This window comes from Pseudomonas sp. MM213, assembly GCF_020423045.1.
Taxonomy (GTDB): Bacteria; Pseudomonadota; Gammaproteobacteria; order Pseudomonadales; family Pseudomonadaceae; genus Aquipseudomonas; species Aquipseudomonas migulae.
Genome location: NZ_CP081943.1, coordinates 439,145 through 459,981 on the forward strand (window position 1 = coordinate 439,145; position 20,837 = coordinate 459,981).

22 protein-coding genes are annotated in these 20,837 nt (G+C 60.1%); 11 read left to right on the forward strand and 11 right to left on the reverse strand.

Annotated features, from left to right (window positions below; all coding sequences use genetic code 11):
* Nucleotides 1-18 precede the first annotated feature (18 nt).
* A complete protein-coding gene (locus K5R88_RS02110) occupies nt 19-1,473 on the reverse strand; it encodes a flavin-containing monooxygenase (protein ID WP_226299076.1) in 1,455 nt (484 codons plus the stop codon).
* A gap of 186 nt (nt 1,474-1,659) precedes the next feature.
* Between K5R88_RS02110 and K5R88_RS02115 the strand changes: the two genes are divergently transcribed.
* A complete protein-coding gene (locus K5R88_RS02115; RefSeq protein ID WP_226299077.1) occupies nt 1,660-2,733 on the forward strand; it encodes a diguanylate cyclase in 1,074 nt (357 codons plus the stop codon).
* 159 nt (nt 2,734-2,892) lie between these two features.
* Here the strand turns inward: K5R88_RS02115 and K5R88_RS02120 are convergent, their stop codons facing one another.
* The 3 genes from K5R88_RS02120 to K5R88_RS02130 form a co-directional block, all read right to left on the reverse strand.
* Nucleotides 2,893-3,762, reverse strand: coding sequence for an isocitrate lyase/PEP mutase family protein (locus K5R88_RS02120; RefSeq protein ID WP_008026744.1), 870 nt, complete (start codon nt 3,760-3,762; stop codon nt 2,893-2,895).
* 146 nt (nt 3,763-3,908) lie between these two features.
* Nucleotides 3,909-4,943 (reverse strand): arginine N-succinyltransferase, encoded by a 1,035-nt coding sequence (astA, locus tag K5R88_RS02125; protein ID WP_008026743.1) that lies wholly within the window; start codon nt 4,941-4,943, stop codon nt 3,909-3,911.
* 61 nt (nt 4,944-5,004) lie between these two features.
* Nucleotides 5,005-6,021, reverse strand: coding sequence for an arginine N-succinyltransferase (locus tag K5R88_RS02130; RefSeq protein WP_223449695.1), 1,017 nt, complete (start codon nt 6,019-6,021; stop codon nt 5,005-5,007).
* Nucleotides 6,022-6,564: 543 nt separating this feature from the next.
* Between K5R88_RS02130 and K5R88_RS02135 the strand changes: the two genes are divergently transcribed.
* Together K5R88_RS02135 and cobF are read left to right on the forward strand one after the other, a co-directional pair.
* Nucleotides 6,565-7,137: a histidine phosphatase family protein gene (locus K5R88_RS02135; RefSeq protein WP_226299078.1), complete on the forward strand. Its 573-nt coding sequence runs from the start codon at nt 6,565-6,567 to the stop codon at nt 7,135-7,137.
* Complete coding sequence (gene cobF / locus K5R88_RS02140) at nt 7,137-7,892, forward strand: precorrin-6A synthase (deacetylating) (RefSeq protein WP_226299079.1); 756 nt, start codon at nt 7,137-7,139, stop codon at nt 7,890-7,892. Before K5R88_RS02135 ends, cobF begins: the two co-directional genes overlap by 1 nt.
* Before the next feature lie 121 nt (nt 7,893-8,013).
* Here cobF and ftrA read toward each other — a convergent pair whose 3' ends face one another.
* Nucleotides 8,014-8,988: a transcriptional regulator FtrA gene (gene ftrA / locus K5R88_RS02145; protein WP_226299080.1), complete on the reverse strand. Its 975-nt coding sequence runs from the start codon at nt 8,986-8,988 to the stop codon at nt 8,014-8,016.
* Between the two features lie 101 nt (nt 8,989-9,089).
* Between ftrA and K5R88_RS02150 the strand changes: the two genes are divergently transcribed.
* Entirely contained in the window at nt 9,090-9,518 is a 429-nt protein-coding gene (locus K5R88_RS02150; protein WP_226299081.1) for a rhodanese-like domain-containing protein, read from the forward strand.
* A 108-nt stretch (nt 9,519-9,626) separates the two neighbouring features.
* Here K5R88_RS02150 and K5R88_RS02155 read toward each other — a convergent pair whose 3' ends face one another.
* Complete coding sequence (locus K5R88_RS02155) at nt 9,627-10,286, reverse strand: type 1 glutamine amidotransferase (protein WP_226300304.1); 660 nt, start codon at nt 10,284-10,286, stop codon at nt 9,627-9,629.
* Between the two features lie 174 nt (nt 10,287-10,460).
* On the opposite strand from K5R88_RS02155, the gene K5R88_RS02160 reads away from it, so the two are divergent.
* The 3 genes from K5R88_RS02160 to K5R88_RS02170 all read left to right on the forward strand — a co-directional run bounded on the left by K5R88_RS02160 (nt 10,461) and on the right by K5R88_RS02170 (nt 13,458).
* Nucleotides 10,461-11,240 carry an ABC transporter substrate-binding protein gene (locus tag K5R88_RS02160; protein ID WP_008026734.1) on the forward strand — a complete coding sequence of 260 codons (780 nt, stop codon included), beginning with the start codon at nt 10,461-10,463 and terminating at the stop codon, nt 11,238-11,240.
* Nucleotides 11,241-11,442: 202 nt separating this feature from the next.
* Nucleotides 11,443-12,555, forward strand: coding sequence for a succinylglutamate desuccinylase/aspartoacylase family protein (locus K5R88_RS02165; RefSeq protein ID WP_226299082.1), 1,113 nt, complete (start codon nt 11,443-11,445; stop codon nt 12,553-12,555).
* A 186-nt stretch (nt 12,556-12,741) separates the two neighbouring features.
* Nucleotides 12,742-13,458 carry an alpha/beta hydrolase gene (locus K5R88_RS02170; RefSeq protein WP_226299083.1) on the forward strand — a complete coding sequence of 239 codons (717 nt, stop codon included), beginning with the start codon at nt 12,742-12,744 and terminating at the stop codon, nt 13,456-13,458.
* 3 nt (nt 13,459-13,461) lie between these two features.
* On the opposite strand, the gene K5R88_RS02175 is transcribed toward K5R88_RS02170, so the two are convergent.
* Nucleotides 13,462-14,022 carry a hypothetical protein gene (locus K5R88_RS02175; RefSeq protein WP_226299084.1) on the reverse strand — a complete coding sequence of 187 codons (561 nt, stop codon included), beginning with the start codon at nt 14,020-14,022 and terminating at the stop codon, nt 13,462-13,464.
* A 490-nt stretch (nt 14,023-14,512) separates the two neighbouring features.
* Between K5R88_RS02175 and K5R88_RS02180 the strand changes: the two genes are divergently transcribed.
* A complete protein-coding gene (locus K5R88_RS02180; RefSeq protein WP_192228760.1) occupies nt 14,513-14,884 on the forward strand; it encodes a DUF6124 family protein in 372 nt (123 codons plus the stop codon).
* Between the two features lie 49 nt (nt 14,885-14,933).
* Here K5R88_RS02180 and K5R88_RS02185 read toward each other — a convergent pair whose 3' ends face one another.
* From K5R88_RS02185 to K5R88_RS02195, 3 genes are all read right to left on the reverse strand, one after another.
* Nucleotides 14,934-15,260 carry a putative quinol monooxygenase gene (locus K5R88_RS02185; protein WP_192418420.1) on the reverse strand — a complete coding sequence of 109 codons (327 nt, stop codon included), beginning with the start codon at nt 15,258-15,260 and terminating at the stop codon, nt 14,934-14,936.
* A gap of 29 nt (nt 15,261-15,289) precedes the next feature.
* Nucleotides 15,290-15,964 carry a glutathione S-transferase family protein gene (locus K5R88_RS02190; protein WP_008026724.1) on the reverse strand — a complete coding sequence of 225 codons (675 nt, stop codon included), beginning with the start codon at nt 15,962-15,964 and terminating at the stop codon, nt 15,290-15,292.
* An 84-nt stretch (nt 15,965-16,048) separates the two neighbouring features.
* Nucleotides 16,049-16,840 (reverse strand): hypothetical protein, encoded by a 792-nt coding sequence (locus tag K5R88_RS02195; RefSeq protein WP_008044943.1) that lies wholly within the window; start codon nt 16,838-16,840, stop codon nt 16,049-16,051.
* Nucleotides 16,841-16,997: 157 nt separating this feature from the next.
* Between K5R88_RS02195 and K5R88_RS02200 the strand changes: the two genes are divergently transcribed.
* Entirely contained in the window at nt 16,998-17,531 is a 534-nt protein-coding gene (locus tag K5R88_RS02200; RefSeq protein WP_226299085.1) for a chalcone isomerase family protein, read from the forward strand.
* Between the two features lie 234 nt (nt 17,532-17,765).
* On the forward strand, nt 17,766-19,085 hold the full coding sequence (locus K5R88_RS02205; RefSeq protein WP_223415672.1) for an Nramp family divalent metal transporter: 1,320 nt from the start codon (nt 17,766-17,768) through the stop codon (nt 19,083-19,085).
* 105 nt (nt 19,086-19,190) lie between these two features.
* Here K5R88_RS02205 and K5R88_RS02210 read toward each other — a convergent pair whose 3' ends face one another.
* Nucleotides 19,191-20,084, reverse strand: a complete 894-nt coding sequence (locus tag K5R88_RS02210) for a LysR family transcriptional regulator (RefSeq protein ID WP_223434982.1) — start codon at nt 20,082-20,084, stop codon at nt 19,191-19,193.
* Between the two features lie 121 nt (nt 20,085-20,205).
* Between K5R88_RS02210 and K5R88_RS02215 the strand changes: the two genes are divergently transcribed.
* Nucleotides 20,206-20,808 (forward strand): NADPH-dependent F420 reductase, encoded by a 603-nt coding sequence (locus tag K5R88_RS02215; RefSeq protein ID WP_442963921.1) that lies wholly within the window; start codon nt 20,206-20,208, stop codon nt 20,806-20,808.
* The last annotated feature ends 29 nt before the right edge of the window (nt 20,809-20,837 follow it).

Sequence of the window (20,837 nt, forward strand, 5' to 3'; positions counted from 1 at the left end):
CGTCTCCCTTCTCTCTGATCAGGACAGCATGTGATCGGCGGGTTTCAGTGCCCGGGTCAATCGGTGGTAGCTGAAACTGAACCCCGGAAACATGGCGATTACATGACCGCTCTTGCTTTGATACCAACTGTGGCAGCCTCCTGACTTCCATACAGTGCGTTCCATCTCCCGGTGGATCATTTCAGTGTAGGTACGTTCTGCCTCGGGGCGTACTTCGATGCTGCGCAAACCCTGTTCTTTTAACGTGCGAATGCAGTCGAGGATGTAATTCATCTGCGATTCGATGATGAACAGCGCCGATGTATGGCCGATACCGGTGTTGGGACCGGTGACGATAAACAGGTTGGGGAAGTCCGGCAGGCTGGTGCCGAGGTAGGCGCGAGGGTAGGTCGCCCAGAAATCCCTGAGTTGCTTGCCGTTTTTTCCGCTGACCGGGTAGGAAATGACGCCGTCAGTGGCGTCGTAACCGGTGGACCAGACGATCAGGTCCACGTCGATATGCTGCCCGTCCTGCATGACGATGCCGGTTTCGTCGATGGCGGCAATGCCTTGCTCGCGGCTGTGCAAGGTCACGTTGTCGCGGCCGAGTGCCGGGTACAGGGTGCTTGAAACAATGACTCGCTTGCAGCCGATGGCGTAGTCCGGTGTCAGTTTTCGTCTGAGTTCAGGGTCGGGCACTTGTCGTTTGAGGAAGCGCAGGGCGTGTTGCTGGACCATGCGGATGGCCGGTTTCGAATACTTGAAGGCAATCACCCGGGTTTCGAATTGCCAGTAGATCATCCAGCGCAGCAGCTTGTAGGCGGGTTTAAGGCCGAGCAACCAGCGCTGGAAAGGCCCAAAAGTGCGGTCGCCCCGTGGCAGCACCCAGTGCGGTGTGCGCTGGAATACATGCAAATGTGCGACGTCCGGAGCAATCGCCGGGATCACCTGGGCCGCGCTGGCGCCACTGCCAACGATGGCGACGCGTTTATGCCGATAGTCGTAGGCGTGATCCCAATGGTTGGTATGAAAAGTCTTGCCCTGAAAGCGCTCCTGGCCCTCGAAGCGTGGGACGACGGGCTGGCTCAGCGGCCCTGTGGCGTTGATCAGGAACTGCGCGTAGAACGTGCCTTTGCTCGCGGTGTGCACCGCCCAGCGTTTGGCGTCGTCGTCCCATTCGATGCGTTCGACGTTCGCCTCCAGTTCCACCCTGTCGCGCAGGCCGAATTGCTCCACCACGTGCTGCGTGTAGCGGTGCAATTCGGCTTGTTCGGCGAACATTTGCGTCCAGCGATAGGGCGCAAAGGACAGCGAATACAGCGGCGAGGGCACATCGACGGCGGCGCCGGGGTAAGTGTTCTGGCACCAGGTGCCGCCGAAGAAGTCCCGACGTTCCAACAGACGAAAATCATCGATGCCGGCCTTGAGCAAATTGATCGCCGCACACTGGCCGCCGAAACCGCTGCCGATGATCAACACTTGGAAAGTCTGCATGGGCCTCCTTTTTTTCTCGTTATTTGTCTCTTCAGGTATAGCCAAACATTTGGGGCTCGCCTCCTGTCTATACCGCGGTATTCAGACTGCTGGCCGGTGATGGCTATTTGACGTTGCCCTGTTAGACTTCGAGCACACCCGCAACCCCAGGTGTGATCAGGTTCCGTTCAGCGGTACAGAGGCCTTATGGGAAAAACGGGAGGAAAAGGACTTTCACTGGCCAGGAGGCTCTATGCATCGCGAAGCCTGGGGCTAGCCGCGGGACTGGTGTGTGTGGCCGCCGCGATGTACCCGCTTGATCCACCATTGTGGGTCTGGGCGATGATGCTCTTCAACGGAATCTTCTGGCCACACGTGGCCTACCAATGGGCGCGTCGGGCGAAGGTTCCCTACCACGCCGAACACCGTAACCTGCTGGTCGACGCCTTTCTCGGCGGCTTCTGGGTCGCCGCCATGCAATTCAATCCGCTGCCCAGCGCAACCACCATTGCCATGATGGCGATGAACAATGTGGCCATTGGCGGTTTGCGATTCCTGCTGGTGGGCACGGTTGCGCAACTTCTGGGCGTTTGCGTTGGATACTTTCTGTTTGCGCCGGCCTTCATTCCTGAAACCAGTCAACTGCAGCTGTACGCCTGTTTACCCTTGCTGTGTCTGTATCCGTTGGCGCTGGGCTGGATCTGCTTTCGCCAGGCCACCACGCTTGGCCGGCAAAAGCGCGAATTGCTCGCCCTGAGTCGCACCGATAGCCTCACCGGCCTGCTCAACCATGGTGCCTGGAAGGACCAGTTGGAAGTCGAATTCCAGCGCTGTAAACGACAGAATCGGGGTGGGGCTATTGCGTTGATCGACGTCGATCACTTCAAAGCCATCAACGACACCTACGGGCATGTCGCCGGGGATATCGTCTTGCGGCAGTTGAGCAAGGTGCTCAAACAGAACCTTCGGGCGACTGACGTGGCCGGCCGCTACGGCGGTGACGAGTTCTGTGTGATTCTCCCGGACCTTGCGCTCGGCAGCGCCGCGGCGGCCATGGATGCCCTGCGGGATCGTTTCGCCACCCTCAGTTACGAACAGAGCCCGGCGCTGAAAGTCAGCCTGAGCATCGGCCTTGCGGCTTTCACCCAGGCGCACACAGACGCGACGCTCTGGCTCAACGACGCCGATCAGGCGCTTTACCAGGCCAAGACCACCGGCCGCAATCGGGTTATCTGTAGCGGCGAGGGCGAACCTAGTCACGAACTGTTCGATCCGGTCTGAAAGCCTGCACAAATCCCTTGTAGGAGCCGGCTTGCCGGCGAAGAGGCCGTCAGCTTTACATCTTCATTGGCGGTTGCACCGCTATCGCTGGCAAGCCAGCTCCTACAGGGTTTTGCACCGTTCTTGCTGGCGATGGCGTCAGAACGGCTCACACAGCAATTACTCTTTAACGCTCATAAACTCTTCTGCCCAACGGATGTATTCCTCAGGCTGCGTATAGGTATGCGTCAGTTCCGTAGCGCTCAAGTCCGAGGTCTGGGTGAGGATCTGCCGCTGCTCGCGCAGGCTGTCGTAAGTCGCCTTGATCGCCGCAAAGTAAGCGCCATGACCGTCGATGGTGACCCGCACGCCCAGCTCCGCCAGACGTTTGTCGTCGCGCAGCAGCGGGTTGCCGTAAGTGACCAGCATCAGTGGCACGCTCAGGTGTTCGGCGATCTGTTCGAGGTGGTCGAAGTCCCGCACGCCCACCATGCAAATCCCGTCCGCACCGGCCTTCTGGTACTGCTGGGTGCGGCTGATGATTTCCTGTACCGGCAGGATGCCCGCGTGGGTGCGGGCGATGATGGCCATTTCCGAGTCGACCCGGGCTTCCAGCGCTGCGCGGATCTTGCCGACACCTTCCGCGACACCGATCAGGTCGGTGGACTTGCGGCCGAATTGCGCCGGCAGCAGGGTGTCTTCGATGGTCAGGGCAGCAATGCCGGCACGTTCGAGTTCGACGATGGTGCGCATTACGTTGAGGGCGTTGCCATAACCGTGGTCGGCGTCGGCAATTACCGGCAATTGGGCGACACGGCCGATTCGAGTGGCCTGCTCGGCGAACTCACTGAGGGTGATCAGGGCAAAGTCGGGTGCGCCCAGCACCTGTAGCGATGCGACAGACCCACCCAGGATCCCCACTTCAAAACCCAGGTCCGCAGCAATGCGTGCCGACATCGGGTCGAAAACCGACGCGGTGTGATAGCAGGTTTTGGAAGCGAACAGTTCACGGAAGTTACGGCGCAAATCTTGATGTGAAAGCCTGGACATATGAGTTCCACCAATGGAATGGAAGGGCTTGAGCAAAAGTGTCAACGCCGAAAAAACAAAAGGCTATCACGCAAAGGGGGGAAGAATGATGACGAATTTGCAGGGCGGGCCTGATCGAAACCGCCGTTGAGAGGCGTGAGGTTGCTTCAAGCCGCCGCAGCCTGCTGCTGTTGATTGAGCAGCGGCACCGCGCGTACCGAGTTGCCGGGTTGCAGTTGCAAGCGTTTGGCGGTGAGCCGGTCGACGATCAGGCTGTTGCCCACCCGCCTGGCGGGGGCGGCGGTGATGCGGCAGTTTTCCAGTCGGCGGTTGTGGATCAGCCAGACCGGCGCCTGGTCGTCTGGCGTGCCGATGACCAGCGATAGCGCCTGGCTGTCGCGCACCGTGCGGATTTTCGACAGCGGTGCTTCGATGACCGGGCCGGCGTCGAAGATGTCGATGTAACCCTTGTGTGTGAAACCTTCGGCGGTGAGGATTTTCAATGCCGGTTCGGTATTCGGGTGAGCCTTGCCGATCACGGCCTGGGCCTGTTCGGTGAGCAGGCAGGTATACAGCGGTTGGCGTGGCATCAGTTCGGCAATGAACGATTTGCTGCCCAGCCCCGACAAGTGATCGGCATGGTTGAAGTCCATCTTGAAGAAGTGCCGGCCCAGGCTGTCCCAGAATGGCGAGCAGCCTTGCTCGTCGGCGCTGCCACGCAGTTCGGCGATGAGCTTCTCGCCGAACAGGTGCGCAAACTCGGCAGCAAACAGCAAGCGCGCCAACGACAACAATCGACCGTTACTGCCGTGGCGTTGATCGTGACGCAGGAACAGGGAGCAAATCTCCGATTGCCCGGTCATTTCGTTGTTCAGGAACAGTGTCGGGATTTGCCGCCGGATGCCCAGATCCGGTGACGCACTGACTGTCAGTCCCACTCGATAGTTGTACCAGGGCTCACGCAGGCCAACGGCCCCTGTCAGGGCGCTGACACCCACCACTTGCTGATCGTCGTCTTCGAGCACGAACAGGTAGTCGGCATCGGCGCGTTCAACCTGTTCCGCGAAAGTCCGTTGCGCCCAGCGCACTCGATGCGCCAGTCGGTCCTCGCTGGCGGGCAGGGTGGTAAAGCCGGGGCCGGCCTGCCGGACCAGCGCCAACAGGGCGGGCAGGTCGGTGATCTGGACCGGACGGACAATCATGATGCAGCTCCTTCTACGCGCAGGCTCGAGCGCTGTCGTTGGGCACTGGACGCGAGGATGCTCACAGCGCGATCACCCGGATCGGGCTGCCGTCGGTGACATTCAGTGCCTCGCACATCTCGGCGCTGAGGACCACGGGTTGCCCGGCGGTGTAGTCCAGATCGGCGACGATGGCGCGATAGTTACGCAGTGAATCGTTGCTCACCAGGTAGCGTCCGCGGGCATCGATGGTCGAGCCCGGTGTGGCGGTGCCATTCTGGCTTTGCGCGATAGTGCGGATGTTGGCGAGCCGTGCATACAGGGTCGGGCCGCCGTCGAACAGGTCGATGTAGCTGTTGGTCTCGAACCCCTCGCGCTCAAGGATATCGAAGGCCTCCTGGCCATCGGGGTGAATACGGCCGATGCAGTCCCGCGCGGCCTGGGGCAGCATCGGCACGTAGATCGGATATTGCGGCATCAGTTCGGCAAGAAATGTCCGGCTCTCCAATCCGCAAAGCCGCTCGGCCTCGGTGTAGGGCAGGTCGAAGAAGTGTTTGCCCAGTGCATCCCAGAACGGCGACCGTCCTTCTTCATCGCTGAAGCCGACGATTTCGGTGATGACCGCTTCGGCAAAGCGCGGCAGGTGCGCGGCGATGAACATCAGGCGCGCCCGTGACAGCAATTCGGAGGACGGTGTGCGCACCAGTGCCGCATCGATGTGAAACCCGCGCAGCAAGGTGTGGCCACTGAGGTCGTGGCACAACGACAACGCCGGCACGCCGTGCTCGATGTTCAGTTCTCGCGAGGCGCTGGTGAAATGCCGGTTGCGCAGGCTGTAGAAGGGTTCGCCGAAACCGGCAGTGGCGAGGATTTCCGAACAGCCCGCGAGGCGCCGGGTGGTCAGGTCCTCCAGCACGAAGAAGTAGTTTTCCGGGCCATGCTGTTGCACGTTTTTATCGAACGAGGCGCAGGAGTCGAGAATCCGCTCGCGCAAGCGTTCGGTGTCGTCCGGCAGGGACGTCACGCCGACCAGGCTTTCTTGCGCCAGTCGCTGCAACTGGGGCAGGTCGGTTAACTCCACTGGGCGTAAGACCAGCATGGATGCACTCCTGTATCAAAGGGTTCGGCGGTTGGCACGAACCTGACTATCACTGTCGGTTTCCACGCATTGAATCGGCGGTCGCTTGATGCTGTTTGCCAGGCGCCACTCTTTTTCTTATCCAGTCAGTCGCTGCTTGCCGCAGGCAGCGTCATGCTGACACTGTCGGTCGGGTTCTGGGTGCGGAGGCGGTGGTGCATGTTGCTGGAAGCGGGCATCCGGGCTCCTGCTGGATGAGGGTGTTGTTTAGATTAGCCGTTACGGCAGTATTTATGGAACGATCGCCCCATGTCTAGTGAATTTTTGCTCGGCCATTTCTGGCCCTAAAATGGGGCGAAATGCCCGTATGTCGGGGGCTACACCAAAGTCGCTCAGCCTTGTAGGTCCTCGCTTACAGGGGTGTCGGAGATAGCGGTTTTTTAAGGGCGACAAGCGTTGGCAAGGGGTAAAACGAAACGCCCCCAATCGTGTTTCTTACGGCACAATTGCGTGATTGTTGGCGGCGTGACGCTGTTTTCCTTTCCTTTTACCGAGTGATCCTTCGTGCAGGCGACCCGTTTGACCCTGATGTGCCACGCTCGAACCGTCGCACAGAAATTGGCGCGTTTTCCTACGGATGAGCCGGTGGAGATGGATTGGCAATCGGCAAGAGGTTCGTTGGGTTACCGACTCAAGAAGGCATCGCGCCTGTTCTGCGGTCCGGAATTGCGGACCCGGCAAACCGCCAGGTTGTTCGCCGATGACGTGGAGATTGTCGAGGCGCTGAGGGAGTGTGATTTTGGGCGCTGGAATGGCTTGCGGATCGACGACCTGCAGCGTTCCGAACCCGAGACCTTGCAGGCCTGGCTCGATGATCCGCGTTCGGCGCCTCACGGTGGCGAGTCGGTAGCGCAACTCGGCGAGCGGGTGGCCGCCTGGCTGAAAACCCTGGAGGCAACACCGGGGCACAGCGTTGCCATCACCCACCCTTTTGTCATTCGCGCGGCGCTGACCCATGTGCTGCAAAGTCCCGCGTTCAATCTGATCGATGTCGAACCGCTGTCAGCCATCGAATTGCGCTTCAATGGTCGCTGGCGCTTACGTGTGTTGGGCACAGACCTTGAGGGAGCCTGTTGATGAAAAAACTGATGGTCATCGGCATCGGTGCCGGCAACCCCGACTACATCACGATGCAGGCCGTGAAGGCTCTGAACCTCGTCGATGTGTTTTTCCTCATGGACAAGGGCCAGAGCAAAGACAAACTGATCGACCTGCGCCGTGAGATTTGCCAGCGCTACATCACTGATCACGCCTACCGTTTCGTTGAAGCCCACAGCCCGGAGCGTGAGCGCGGAGAGGTGGACTACAAGGCCAGTGTGGAAGACCTGAACCTTGCCAAGCAGCTGACCTTCGAACGGCTGATCAATGAGGAAATGTCCGACGGCCAGTGTGGCGGATTTCTGGTGTGGGGTGATCCGGCGTTGTACGACAGCACCATTCGGATCTTGCAGGCGATTCTGGCGTCCGGTCGCTGCGTCTTCGAGTTCGACGTGATCCCCGGTATCACCAGCGTTCAGGCATTGGCAGCCCAGCATAAAGTGCCGCTGAACCGGATCGGGCGCTCATTCGAAATCACGACGGGCCGCCGGCTGGCGGCAGGGCAGGTGAGCGAAGCCGACAGCCTGGTGGTGATGCTCGACGCGGAAGATTCCTACCATCAGGTGGCGGATCAGGAGACAGAGATTTACTGGGGGGCTTACCTGGGGACACCGGATGAAATCCTCATCAGCGGCAAGCTCAAGGACGTGGCGGACGAGATCGAGCGAGTGCGCAAGGCGGCGCGGCTGGCTAATGGGTGGATTATGGATACGTACCTTTTGCGTAAGCCATGAAGCCGCTTTCGCGGGCAAGTCGGATCGCCGCACCGCTCGCTCCTACAAAGATCACGTATACCTTGTAGGAGCGAGCGGTGCGGCGATCCGACTTGCCCGCGAAGGGGCCCTCAAACACACCTCAAATCTTCGCTTCAATCTCCCGCCCAAACCGCTCCCGATACACCGACGGCGGCACGCCGACCACGTTGCGAAACGCCACCCGGAAACTTTCCACCGAGCGATAACCACACTGCTCGGCGATCTGGTCGGTGTTTCTGCTCGTGCTCTCCAGCAATTCACGGGCCCGCGCCAGGCGTTCATGCTGTAACCACGCTTTGGGCGGCATGCCCGTGGCTTCGGTAAACCGACGCAGGAATGTCCGCTCACTCATGGCCGCCTCGCTGGCCAGGTCGCGGACCTCCAGCGGTTCATGCAAACGCTCCCGAACCCACTGCATCACGCGGGAAAGATCGCTGCGCGGCGTAGGACTGACCGGCGTCGGAATGAACTGGGCCTGGCCGCCGGTGCGTTGCGGCGACATCACCAGCCGCCGCGCCACCGAGTTGGCCACCTGGGTGCCGAAATCCCGTGCCACCAGATGCAGGCACGCATCGATACCAGCAGCACTGCCCGCCGAAGTGATCAGTTGGCCCGAGTCGACGTAGAGCACGTCAGGGGCCACCAGGATGTTCGGGAAGCGCGCCGCCAGTTCCGAGGTGTAGCGCCAATGCGTGGTGGCACCGTGACCGTCGAGCAAACCGGTCGCTGCCAGGACGAACACGCCTGAGCAGATCGACAGCAACCGTGCGCCCCGCGCATGGGCCTGGCGCAGGGCGGTGATCAACGCTTCAGGCACCGCAGCGTTGCGATCACGCCAACCGGGAATGATGATGGTTCGGGCGTCGCCGAGCAGTTCCATGCCGCCATCGGCCAGCACCTGAATGCCGCCCATGGCGCGCATCGGGCCCTGATCCACGGCGACGATCCGGTGCTCGTACCACGGGAAATCGAACTCCGGGCGCGCCAGGCCGAAGATCTCCACGGCGATGCCGAATTCGAAGGTGCAGAGGCCGTCGTAGGCCAGAATCGCGACTAATCCAGGGTTGGGCTGCATTTGGCGGAAAATTCCCGGTAGGTGTCTTGTGCGCCACTTTAGCCGCAAGTGCACGGCGGATAAAGTCTTCTCACACCCACCCAAACGTAGGAGTACCGCTCATGACCAGCCTGGTCCGCAACATTCCCGCTGCCCCATCGGCCATTGCCCTGATGCATTTCAGCAACCGTCTGACCTTCGAGACCGATTGTTCCGACGTCCACAGCAGCCAGCAGGCAGGTGAAGTGGATTTTGTGCTGTTGGACGTGCGCGGTCCGCTGGCGTTTGAGCGTGGTCATGTGCCGGGCGCGATCAATTTTCCGGGACGACTGCTGACTGCTGAAGGGTTGGCAACCTGGGCGAAATCCACGCTGTTCGTGGTGTATTGCGCCGGGCCGCATTGCAATGGTGCCAACAAGGCCGCGGTGAAACTGGCGGCTCTGGGCTACCCGGTCAAGGAAATGATCGGCGGAGTGACCGGGTGGCTGGATGAAGGGTTTGAGTTGAGTACTGAGGTGCATCGGCCAGCTGCCATCGGCTGCGAATGCTGAAAACGCAGTTCCAACATGAAACGCATTCCCTTGTAGGAGCTGGCTTGCCAGCGATGGCGGCCTCAGGATCGACGTAAGTTTCCAGAGCTTTCGCCAGCAAGCTGGCTCCTACAAATTTGGGGTGTTCTTGCGATCTTTGGCTAATGCCCACCACTCATCCAGCGTCACCTGCAACCAGTCAAAAACGGCGGCATGGGCGGCGCTGTCCGGTGCTCCCCGTGGCAGCGGCGATTCCTCGGCAAAGTGCGCATTGAGCGTTGCCACCGATTCGGCATTCCACTCCGGATGAAACTGCAAACCCACCCGCGCAGGCCCTGCGCGATACATCTGCTGCTCGCACCGGTCGCTGCTGGCCAGTAGCTGCGCGCCGGGCGGCAAGTCGATGGCGTCTTCGTGCCATTCCAGCACCTTCAATACCTGGCCATCGGCAAAGCGCACTGGCGTCCAGCCGGTTTCGGTCCGATCCATTCGCCGCACATTCCCGCCCAGACTCAGTGCCAACAACTGCGCCCCCAGACAAATCGCAAACACCGCCGCGCCCTGTTCCAGGCTGCGCGCCAGCCACTGACGTTCAGCCTCCAGCCACGCGGGGCCGGCGTTGGACTCATAGGGCCCGCCCAATAAAACCGCCGGTTCCGCGCTGACTGGCGGCAATTGACCGAGGTCGGCGCGGTAGACGTTCAGCGACAATCCCCGGGAGGCAGCCCAGTCGGCAATTGCACCCGGTCCTTCGGCGGGGTGGTGCTGGATCAGGTTCAACGTGCGAATCTCATCGTTCATTCAGCTCGCCTTTTTTATAAGTATTTGTCGCATATGCACAATTTACGCGCCTGAAGCCGCTCTAGACTGCCCGCCACTTCGGTTTTCTCCAACAAAAAAGCGCTGACCGAACGCTACCAATCGAACGCTGCCAATAAAAGCCTCCGCCCACAGGAGTTATAAATGAAGAAGCTAGTGATGTTCGGTGCCCTGGCACTGTCGATGTTGTCCCTGACCGCTGTGGCCGATGACGCCAAGCCGATCCGCATCGGTATCGAAGCCGGTTACCCGCCATTCTCGATGAAAACCCCTGACGGCAAACTCACCGGTTTCGACGTCGATATCGGCGACGCGCTGTGTGAGCAGGCGAAACTGAAATGTACTTGGGTCGAGCAAGAGTTCGACGGCCTGATCCCGGCCCTGAAGGTCAAGAAAATCGACGCGATCCTGTCGTCCATGACCATCACCGACGACCGCAAGAAAAACGTCGATTTCACCATCAAGTACTACCACACCCCGGCGCGCTTCGTGATGAAGGAAGGCACCGACGTCAAAGACCCGCTGACCGAGCTCAAGGGCAAGAAAGTCGGTGTACTGCGCGCCAGTACTCACGACCGCTTCGCCACTGAAGTGCTGCAACCGGCCGGTATTGTCCTGGTGCGTTACGGCTCGCAGCAGGAAGCCAACCTGGACATGGTCTCCGGTCGCCTCGACGCGATGCTGGCCGACTCGGTCAACCTCGACGACGGTTTCCTGAAAACCGACGCAGGCAAAGGCTTCGCTTTTGTGGGTCCAACCTACGAAGACGCCAAGTACTTCGGCGGCGGCGCCGGCATCGCTGTGCGCAAGGGTGATAAAGAGCTGGCGGACAAATTCAACACCGCCATCACTGAAATCCGTGCCAACGGCAAGTACAAGCAAGTGCAGGACAAGTACTTCAATTTTGATGTTTACGGCGAGTAATCCAGCCGTATAAGAAAGTGGCAACCGTGAAGGCGGTTGCCACTTTTTTTATGTTCTCTTTAATGAATCGAGAACCCTGTGGGAGCGAGCCTGCTCGCGATAGCGTTGGGTCAGACAGCAAAACATTGACTGACACACCGCTATCGCGAGCAGGCTCGCTCCCACAGGGGGTCTCAGTGTTTGATATTGAAGGAGTAGTTTCATGCTACGCATCGACCACCCATTGCCCTGGAGCCACCTGGGCTCCGAACGTACCCTCAGCGTATTTCGTTACGGCACGGGCTCGCGCAAGGTCTACATCCAGGCCAGCCTGCACGCGGACGAACTGCCGGGCATGCGCACGGCGTGGGAGCTGAAAAAACGCCTGGCCGAACTCGAAGCCCAAGGTCAGTTGCAAGGCGTGATCGAGTTGGTTCCCGTGGCCAATCCCATCGGCCTGGACCAACACCTGCAAGGCAGTCACATGGGCCGTTTCGAACTTGGCAGCGGCAAGAATTTCAACCGCTCGTTCGTTGAACTGAGCGTGCCGGTCGGTGAGCTGATCGGCGATCAGTTGGGCGCCGATGCCCAGGTCAACATCGCGTTGATTCGCCAGGCCATGGGCCAGGTTCTCGACGGTTTGCCTGCACCAAAGTCGCAGCTGGAAGCCATGCATCGCTTGCTGCTGCGCCATGCCTGTGACGCCGACATCACCCTCGATCTGCATTGCGATTTCGAAGCGGCGATTCATATTTATGCGCTGCCGCAACACTGGTCGCAATGGAAGTCCCTGGCGGCTCGACTGAAGGCGGGCGTTGCGCTGCTGTGTGAGGATTCCGGCGGCAGTTCTTTCGATGAATCCTGTTCTTCGCCATGGTTGCGCCTGGCCAGGGCATTCCCCGAGGCGGCGATTCCACCGGCCAACCTGGCGACAACGCTGGAGCTGGGCAGCATGGGCGATACCCGGGTCGATCAGGCTCAGGCCAATTGCGAGGCCATTCTCGGCTTCCTTGCCGAACAGGGTTTTATCAAAGGCACCTGGCCGGCCGCACCGAGTGAATGTTGTGAAGGCATGCCGTTTGAAGGCACGGAATACCTGTTTGCGCCGCATCATGGCGTGGTCAGTTTTCTGCGCGAGGCCGGTGAATGGGTCGAGAAGGGCGATGCACTGTTTGAAGTGGTTGACCCGTTGAGCGACCGGGTGACCACTGTGTGCGCCGGCACCAGTGGCGTGTTGTTTGCGATTGATCGCGGGCGGTATACGCAACCGGGGACGTGGCAGGCGAAAGTTGCGGGGCGCGAGCCGATCCGCGTTGGGAAGTTGATTAACGATTGACCGGGATGCTTTGGTGTCGCTGATGCCTTCATCGCGAGCAGGCTCGCTCCCACAGTTGAAATGCATTCCCCCTGTGGGAGCGAGACCGGCTTGCCGGCGATAGCGGTATCAGCAGCACTGCGAGTGCATCGGCAACAGGAAATGTTAGGCTCAACCCCGAATCCTGCGCTCTGTGAAGGAAGGTTTATGTTGAAGGTTCTCGCTCTGCTGACACTCCTGGCGTCCGCCGCCGTCCACGCTGAAACCCCGCTGCACACCGATCTGCCGCTCAAATACCTGGAGCAGGCCAACCCCGAATCGGTCAATCAGCCCCTGGTGATTTTCCTCCACGGCTACGGCAGTAACGAACAGGACCTGTTCGGTATCAAGGATGAATTGCCTGCCCACTACAACTACCTATCGGTGCGCGCACCGATGGTCATGGAGGAGGGCAGCTATCAGTGGTTTCGCAAGAAGGGAGAAGGTGCCTACAACGGCGAGACGGATGACCTGAAGGCCAGCGGCCCGGTGTTGCTGGATTTCGTCGCACAGGCTGCGAAGAAATATCACACAGTACCGAACAAGGTTTTCCTGGTGGGCTTTAGCCAAGGCGCGATCATGTCTTACGAGGTCGCGTTGCGTCATCCCGAAGCCGTGGGCGGGATCGCGGCGTTGAGCGGGCGGATCTTGCCGGTGCTCAAGTCCGAGCTCAAACCCGATGAAAAACTTCAGAAACTGGCGATTTTCATCGGGCATGGCACGGCGGACAAACGCCTTCCCTTCAACGACGGCACCGAGGCCAACAGCCTGTTGCAGAGCCTGTCACTCAAGCCTGAATTTCATGCCTACCCAGGCGTTGGCCACAACATCAGTGCCGCCGAAATGCAGGATTTGAGCGCCTGGTTGCAGCGCCTCAACCCCTGAGCCTTACTTGCCGCTGACGATCTGTTTAACCAGCGCTTCGTGGCCGGCGTTGTCGCTGAGACGGGAAATCACCTTTACCAGCGCCATGCGCGTGCCCGAGGCGGCCATCAGCGTGGTATCGAGGGTCTTGCCGCCGCCCTGGGTGGCGATGCTGTCGATCTCCCGCAGACCGAGGCCGGTGCCTTTCTGGGTCAGGCTTTTCTCACTGAGCTTGGTGAAATCCGGCAGTGCCTTGGCTTGTTGAGTGGCGAAGTCGGACGCCGTGGCGTCGAGGAACTCACCGTCGTTGTCCTTGGCGTTGACGCCACCAGGAATGGTGTTTTCAGCGGCAATCACTACGGTTTTCGTGGTTGCGTTGGTGTACATGGTGCCACTCGCACCGGTCGCGTCCGCCGGCAGCGGATTGGCAACGAAGCCCTTGGGCAGGTTGAATTTGAATTTTCCGCCCAGCATCGAGACGTTTTGCGCGGGCGCTGTCTCTTTAGCCGCCTGTGCATTCAAAGCCCCCAGGCTGGCAGCCACTGCCAGCAGCAGGACAACGGCTTTTTTACTCAACAGTGACATTCAAAATCTCCAGGGTGGTCTCGCGGTGGGGGCGATCATCCCATGGAGGTCGTGGAGCATTCCAGTGTGGGCTAACGGGTGGTCGGGTTCTGGTGAGCGAAAAGCTTTTGAACCTCGCGTTTACGGCGAATCAACGTATTTACGAAGGCTTGTTTAACCGCGCTCAGCGTTACTTCATGAAAGCTACAACACCTTGCGTCGTTGCCTACAGGTACGTAAGAATCCGCCGGCTTGTGCGCTTTTGGGGTGGGTTCTATTGTTTTCCGGTCGCTGAAAACACAGTGATCGGGTTTGGTAGACCCTCAGCATCGACGCATAGCGTCACCTTGTTCGGCCCTTTCTCAGGGCTGCGTTTTATGGTGGCCATGCGCAGGGCTCCTTCGGGGGCGCCGGTTCCGATGCCCGGTCTACCAACCTTCGTATGGCCGCCACCCTCCGTTTGGTAGCGAGAGGTTGATGGCTCCTTCTAAGTAGCATCGGAGCTCCATCTATGCCCAAACCAACACCCAATCCCCCCAGCCCGGACCTGTCCGCTTCAGCCCAAAGCGCTGACCAAGAAAAGCTCGAAGAGACCATCAAACTCGCCCTCGACTTCTACGCCAATCCTGCCGCGCACATTGCCCTGATCAACGCCACGCCAAGGCAACTCGACAGCATGTTCAGCGTCAACCCGGAACTCGATGTCCAGACCCTGCTCAGCCATGCGTGCGAGTCGCTGGCATCGGCCAATGTCATGGCCATGGACCTGGCGGATCATATGGAGGGGACCCGTCGCAATTCGCTGTTGGGCATTGCGCAGGTCATCATGCTTGGGGAGCTGGCGGTGAACCAGGCGCTGGATAAACTCGACGCCGCCGAGTAATAAGAGTGCCCGTGGTGAGAGGTTGGCCCTCACCACGGGGATTACGCTGTTACACGTCGCGGCGCACCGGGTAGCTCTCGATCACGTCCAGAAACTCGATCCGACGGTCGCTGGCCAACAGCTCCGGCAATAGCTTTTCGTAGTCCTGGCGATACGGCTTGCTCAGGTGACGGGTGATGAAGTCTTCCTTGCTGCAGTTCCAGGTTTCGTAGAGCACCAGAGTGTTCGGCTCGTCCTGCAACTGGTGGACCCAGGTGTTGACGAAGTCCGGCTCGGCTGACATCTGGTGCACCACATCCAGCAGGCGCTCCTTTGTTTCGGCGAAGCGTTCCGGTTTGGCTGGCAGGTAAACGATAAACGCGACTTGATCACTCATTTCATCACCTTCGCATGCGGGGGAATGGATTACTGCGCCTGGTTCTGCGGGAACAGATTGCGACGGGTTTCTTCGTCGAATTCCGCTTTCAGTACCAGCTTCTCTTTGAGGCCGTGAGCACGTACGGCCGCCGGGCGAGCGCTGATTTCATCGAACAGGCGCTTGACGTTCGGGTACGCCGCCAAACCGTTTTCGCCGAGGATGTATGGCGCGTAATTGGCCCAGCCCCACAGCGCCATGTCGGCGATGCTATAGGTGTCGCCGGCCAGGTATTGATGGTCGGCCAGGCGCTGATCGAGCACGCGGTAATGACGTTCGACTTCCTTGAGGTAACGGTTTTTTGCGTAGGCCAGGTCTTCCGGGGCGTGGTGCAGGAAGTGCACCGCCTGGCCGGAAAACGGCGACAGGCCGGTGGCGATGAACATCAACCAAGACAGCAGTTCGGCCTGGCCGGCAACGGAGGTCGGCAGGAAGCGCTGATGTTTTTGCGCGAGGTGCAACAGGATCGCCTGGGAGTCGAACACGGTGGCGTCGCCATCGACCAGCGCTGGCACTTTGGCGTTCGGGTTGATCGCCAGAAAGGCTGGCTGGTGTTGCTCGCCCTTGAAGGTGTCGACGCCGATCAATTCGTACGGCGTTTGCAGTTCTTCAAGCAGCAGGGCGACTTTCATCGGGTTTGGCGAAGGGTGGAAAAAGAATTTCATGGTGTAGGCCTCAGTCAGTGGTTGGTCAGGAACTGAGGCTGATAGTGGGCGAAACCCGTTCGATTGACGTACGGGGTTGTTGTTCTACTCGTTCGAAATAGTTGAACGGGTTGCGGGCGTTGCCACCGGTTTGGCCAACAGGCGCCGGGTGACGCCGAGCATGGCTACCGACACCGCGACGCCCAGGCCAAAGGCCTTCAGGCCCATGCCCGGCAAGGTCAGCGCCAGGACCAGGCAGAACGCGCTGAACGAATACATGCCGGTGGCCGTGGCGCGCAACAAGGCGGCGGTAAACGCCGGGCCACGGGTTTGCTGGGAAAACACCGCCATCACGCTGCCCAGCACCGGGAACACCGCGAGCAGGCCGCTCCAGCGTTCGCCGACGGTGCTGGCGAGCCAGGTGACCGCGAGAGTGAGAAGGGCGCCGGCAATCATGCGCAGCAGCAGTTTGTCGGACTTCGGTGCCGGGCCGGAGACAATCGGCTGCACCTTGGGAAACAGGTAAGGCGCCGCCAGCAGCGCGGTCGCGGCGGCGATCACCGAGAACACCAGGGACGGTGGAATCACCGACAGCACCACCGCCGCTGTCGCCCAGACCAGCAGCGAAACCGTCAGCGCCCAAGGCCATCCCGCGCGTTGGGCGACCTGGGCGTAGGTTACGCAGAAGGCAATCATCGCGAACATCGCGGATAACGCGGCGGTCGCCGATTGCGCGGCAAACACTTCGCCTTGTTCGATAGCGAGGAAAAACAGAATCGGCCCGACTACCACCGGCAACCCTGACAGCCAACCGGCGACACTCGGGCCCCAGCGTTTGCCCGCGAGGGAGATCAGTAAGAGAAACCCGGGAATGACCAGCAGTTTGAGCAGCAGCACGTAGGCGCCTCCGACCTGAGTGAAGCGGCAACGTTAGCATTGCGACAAGTAGATTGCTCTAAGGATTGGCTGTTTTTGTATACAAAGTTGAAAGCTTGTACAGCAACACTTTATGCGTATAAGTAACAGAACCCATACGCGCTGAATCGAGCCGATCATGACCCGACCACGATCACCTCTGCGACATACCCTGTGGCTGTTGGTATTACTGGGCAACCACGCGTTGGCCAATTGGCAGGAGTCTTTGCCTGGCGCCCAAATCGTTGGTACCGGCGAGTTCCGGATGTTCGGTTTCGATATTTACAACGCTCGTCTGTGGAGCGCCGCGCAGCCATTTGCGAGCGACCAGCCGTTCGCCCTGGAGCTGATTTATCAGCGCAGGATTTCCCGGGACGATCTGGTCCAGGCCAGCGTCGAAGAAATCAAACGACTGTCGGGCGCATCGGTGAGTGTCGGGCAACTCGCGGCATGGCAGGCGCAGATGCAGCAGGCGTTTGTCGATGTGCAGGCCGGGACCCGACTCATCGGGGTTTACTTGCCGGGGCAGGGCACACGTTTTTTTGTCGGCCCGCAGTTGCAGTACGAGGTGACGGACCCGGTGTTCGCCCGGGCGTTTTTTGATATCTGGCTTGACCCGCGCACGAGCAACCCCGAATTGCGAGAGCAGTTGTTGGGCATTGCAAAACCCTGAACATCACCCGCCGTTGCTTTTGCCTTTGTAGGAGCAAGCTTGCTCGCGATGGACGTTAACGATAACGCGTGCTTCCTGATTAAACGCGGCGCCCTTGAATCCATCGCGAGCAAGCTTGCTCCTACAAAAGCAAAAGCAAAAAATCAACTGCGGCGATCTTTGCGTTTTGTCTGTACACCGAAAAGCGCGAAACGTCTAAGCTGCGCCCTCCCGCCTGTTTTCTGGAATGTTTGCGTGAAATTCAGTTTGCCCAAAGTCGCCACTGCGCCGTTTTGTCCTCCGGAAGTGGCGGGCAGCGTTGCTGTTGACCCTCGCGCGTCATTTTTCAAACGTGTCCTGCGTTTCGCCGGACCGGGCTTGCTGGTGTCCATCGGCTACATGGACCCGGGCAACTGGGCCACCGCCATCGAGGCCGGTTCGCGGTTTGGTTACAGCCTGTTGTTTGTGGTGTTGCTGGCGAGTCTGGCGGGGATGGTGGTGCAGTGTTTGTGCTCGCGCCTTGGCATTGCCACCGGGCGCGATCTGGCGCAGTTGTCCCGCGAGCGCTACAGCACGCGGACCGCTCGGACCCAATGGGTGCTGGCGGAAATCTCGATCATCGCCACCGACCTCGCCGAAGTGCTCGGCTGTGCGCTGGCGTTCCATCTGCTGTTGGGCTGTTCGCTGAGCGTCGGCATCGCCCTCACGGCGTTCGACACGCTGCTGGTGCTGGCCCTGCAGAACCGTGGCTTTCGCCGACTGGAAGCGATCATGCTGGTGCTGGTGAGCACCATCGGTGTGTGTTTCTTCGTTGAATTGTTGTTGATCAAGCCTTACTGGCCGGACGTCGCACGGGGTTTCACGCCGTCACTGTCGGCCATCGGCGATGCGGCGCCGCTGTACCTGGCCATCGGGATTCTCGGGGCCACGGTCATGCCGCATAACTTGTACCTGCACACCTCGATCGTACAGACCCGGATGATCGGCAAGGACCTGGCCAGCAAGCAGGACGCGGTGAAACTGGCGCGCATCGACACCATCGGTTCCCTGGCGCTGGCGCTGCTGGTGAACGCGGCGATCCTGATCCTCGCGGCCGCGGCCTTCCACAAGACCGGACACACCGATGTGGTGGACATTCAGGACGCCTATCACTTGCTCGACCCGCTGGTGGGCGGCGCGTTGGCCAGCGTGCTGTTTGGCGTCGCGTTGCTGGCGTCCGGTCAAAGTTCGACGTTCACCGGCACCATCGCCGGGCAAGTGATCATGGAGGGTTACCTCAACCTGCGGATTCCCTGCTGGCAACGGCGCTTGATTACCCGGGGGCTGGCGTTGATCCCGGCGTTTATCGGTGTCTGGCTGATGGGGGATAACGCGATTGGCAAACTGCTGGTGTTGAGTCAGGTGGTGCTGAGTTTGCAGTTGCCGTTTGCGTTGTATCCGTTGATTCGCATGACCAATGATCACAAGTTGATGGGGCCGTTTGTGAATCGATTGCCGACGCGAGTGTTGGCGTGGGGGTTGTTTGCGGTGATCAGTGGGGCGAATAGTTGGTTGATTCTGCAGTTTTTTGGGTGATTTTTCGGCCGCCATCGTCGGAGCGCCGCCCGCAGCAAGCCGGCTCCTACAAGGACATGGTGAACCTGTAGGAGCCGGCTTGCCGGCGATGAACGATGACGCGGTCTACCGCTGAAACGCCTCAACCACAAAATCGATAAACACCCGGGTCTTGGCCGGCATCAGCGTCCGGCTCGGGTAATACAGCGAGATCGGCCCCGCATCGGCGTGCCAGTCCGGCAGCAGGCGCACCAGTTCCCCGCGCTCGATGTTCGCTGCCACATCCGGCAATACCAGCAGCGTCACACCCAGGCCCAGGAGCGCTGCCTCACGCATGGCGGCTGGATCGTTGAGCACGATGTTTTCGGTCAGACCGGCGCTCTCTTCATGGCCCGCTCGATCGTGCATCACCCACTGACGAATCCGCCCGGTACGAATGCCGCGCATCACAATGCCGGTGTGTCCGATCAGGTCGGCCGGCGTACGCGGCAGCGTGCGTCCTGCCAGGTAGGCCGGTGAGGCCACCGCGACGATATCCGCCGCCGCCAATGTCCGTGAGATGACCCCTGGCGTGAGTTCGAAGCCGCCGCCGATGGCCGCGTCATAGCCTTCAGCAATCAAATCCACCTGGCGATTTTCGAAGTGCCATTCCGGGCGAATCAGCGGATAACGCGCCAGGAACTGCGGCAACAACGGCAGCACATGACCGATGCCAAACGTCGGCGCCAGGCTGACCTTGAGCACACCGGCCGGCTCCCCGCGATCGCTGCTCACGGCACTGATCGCCGCTTGCAACGCCTCCAGGTTGCCGCCGATGCTGGCCAGAAAACCCTCGCCGGCTTCAGTGAGCGACAGCTTGCGGGTCGAACGCTGGAACAACCGCACACCCATATTGCGTTCCAGCATCGCCACGTTGCGGCTGACCGCGGCGGGTGTCAGCGCCAGCAAACGTGCCGCGGCGGAAAAACTGCCCGTTTCAGCGCTGCGTACAAAAGATTCGAGGTTGGCGAGGGTTTCCATGTCTGGCACCTGCTATGAATGCTTGAAAATCATTCAAGTCATTACCCGCTAATCAAGGGCTAATGACAAGCGCAGTATTCACGCCAACGACAACCCCTTGGAGTGAATCACCATGAGTACTATCGGCATCATCGGCATCATCGGCGCTGGCGCCATTGGTTCAGCGTTTGCCAGAGCCTTGTCCCGTCAGGGCATCGAAGTAGTCATCGCCAACAGTCGTGGTCCGGAGACCTTGGCCGCCCTGGTGGCGGAGCTCGGTCCGACGGCACGCGCCGGCACCCGTGAAGAAGCGGCCGCCCAGCCAATCGTTCTGGTGGCGGTCAACTGGTCGAAGTTGCCAACAGCACTCGCTGGTTTGCCGGGCTTCGGCGGGCGGATCGTGATCGACGCCAATAACTCGATTGAGGCGCCGTTGTTCAAGGCTGTGGATTTGCAGGGCCGTATGTCCAGCGAAGTGTTCGCTGAATGGGTGCCGGGGGCGAGAGTGGTGAAGGCGTTCAATCACCTGGCGGCGCGCTTGCTGGAGAGTGATCCGGCGGCGGAGGGCGGTCGGCGGGTGCTGTTTGTGTCGGGCGATGATGCCGAGGCGAAAGCTCAGGTGGTTGCGTTGACCGAACGCTTGGGCTTCTTCGGGATTGATCTTGGGGAGTTGAGTGTCGGCGCGCGGTTGGCGCAGTTTCCGGGTGGGCCGTTGCCAGTGTTGAACCTCGTGAAGTTCGCCTGAAACACGGTTCGCCGGAACCCGGTGCGACG

What these genes read in the sequence shown, in the direction of transcription:
- K5R88_RS02110 (WP_226299076.1), bottom strand. Translation starts at nt 1,473, where the DNA reads ATGCAGACTTTCCAAGTGTTGATCATCGGCAGCGGTTTCGGCGGCCAG.
- K5R88_RS02115 (WP_226299077.1), top strand. Translation starts at nt 1,660, where the DNA reads ATGGGAAAAACGGGAGGAAAAGGACTTTCACTGGCCAGGAGGCTCTAT.
- K5R88_RS02120 (WP_008026744.1), bottom strand. Translation starts at nt 3,762, where the DNA reads ATGTCCAGGCTTTCACATCAAGATTTGCGCCGTAACTTCCGTGAACTG.
- astA (WP_008026743.1), bottom strand. Translation starts at nt 4,943, where the DNA reads ATGATTGTCCGTCCGGTCCAGATCACCGACCTGCCCGCCCTGTTGGCG.
- K5R88_RS02130 (WP_223449695.1), bottom strand. Translation starts at nt 6,021, where the DNA reads ATGCTGGTCTTACGCCCAGTGGAGTTAACCGACCTGCCCCAGTTGCAG.
- cobF (WP_226299079.1), top strand. Translation starts at nt 7,137, where the DNA reads ATGAAAAAACTGATGGTCATCGGCATCGGTGCCGGCAACCCCGACTAC.
- ftrA (WP_226299080.1), bottom strand. Translation starts at nt 8,988, where the DNA reads ATGCAGCCCAACCCTGGATTAGTCGCGATTCTGGCCTACGACGGCCTC.
- K5R88_RS02150 (WP_226299081.1), top strand. Translation starts at nt 9,090, where the DNA reads ATGACCAGCCTGGTCCGCAACATTCCCGCTGCCCCATCGGCCATTGCC.
- K5R88_RS02160 (WP_008026734.1), top strand. Translation starts at nt 10,461, where the DNA reads ATGAAGAAGCTAGTGATGTTCGGTGCCCTGGCACTGTCGATGTTGTCC.
- K5R88_RS02165 (WP_226299082.1), top strand. Translation starts at nt 11,443, where the DNA reads ATGCTACGCATCGACCACCCATTGCCCTGGAGCCACCTGGGCTCCGAA.
- K5R88_RS02170 (WP_226299083.1), top strand. Translation starts at nt 12,742, where the DNA reads ATGTTGAAGGTTCTCGCTCTGCTGACACTCCTGGCGTCCGCCGCCGTC.
- K5R88_RS02175 (WP_226299084.1), bottom strand. Translation starts at nt 14,022, where the DNA reads ATGTCACTGTTGAGTAAAAAAGCCGTTGTCCTGCTGCTGGCAGTGGCT.
- K5R88_RS02180 (WP_192228760.1), top strand. Translation starts at nt 14,513, where the DNA reads ATGCCCAAACCAACACCCAATCCCCCCAGCCCGGACCTGTCCGCTTCA.
- K5R88_RS02185 (WP_192418420.1), bottom strand. Translation starts at nt 15,260, where the DNA reads ATGAGTGATCAAGTCGCGTTTATCGTTTACCTGCCAGCCAAACCGGAA.
- K5R88_RS02190 (WP_008026724.1), bottom strand. Translation starts at nt 15,964, where the DNA reads ATGAAATTCTTTTTCCACCCTTCGCCAAACCCGATGAAAGTCGCCCTG.
- K5R88_RS02200 (WP_226299085.1), top strand. Translation starts at nt 16,998, where the DNA reads ATGACCCGACCACGATCACCTCTGCGACATACCCTGTGGCTGTTGGTA.
- K5R88_RS02210 (WP_223434982.1), bottom strand. Translation starts at nt 20,084, where the DNA reads ATGGAAACCCTCGCCAACCTCGAATCTTTTGTACGCAGCGCTGAAACG.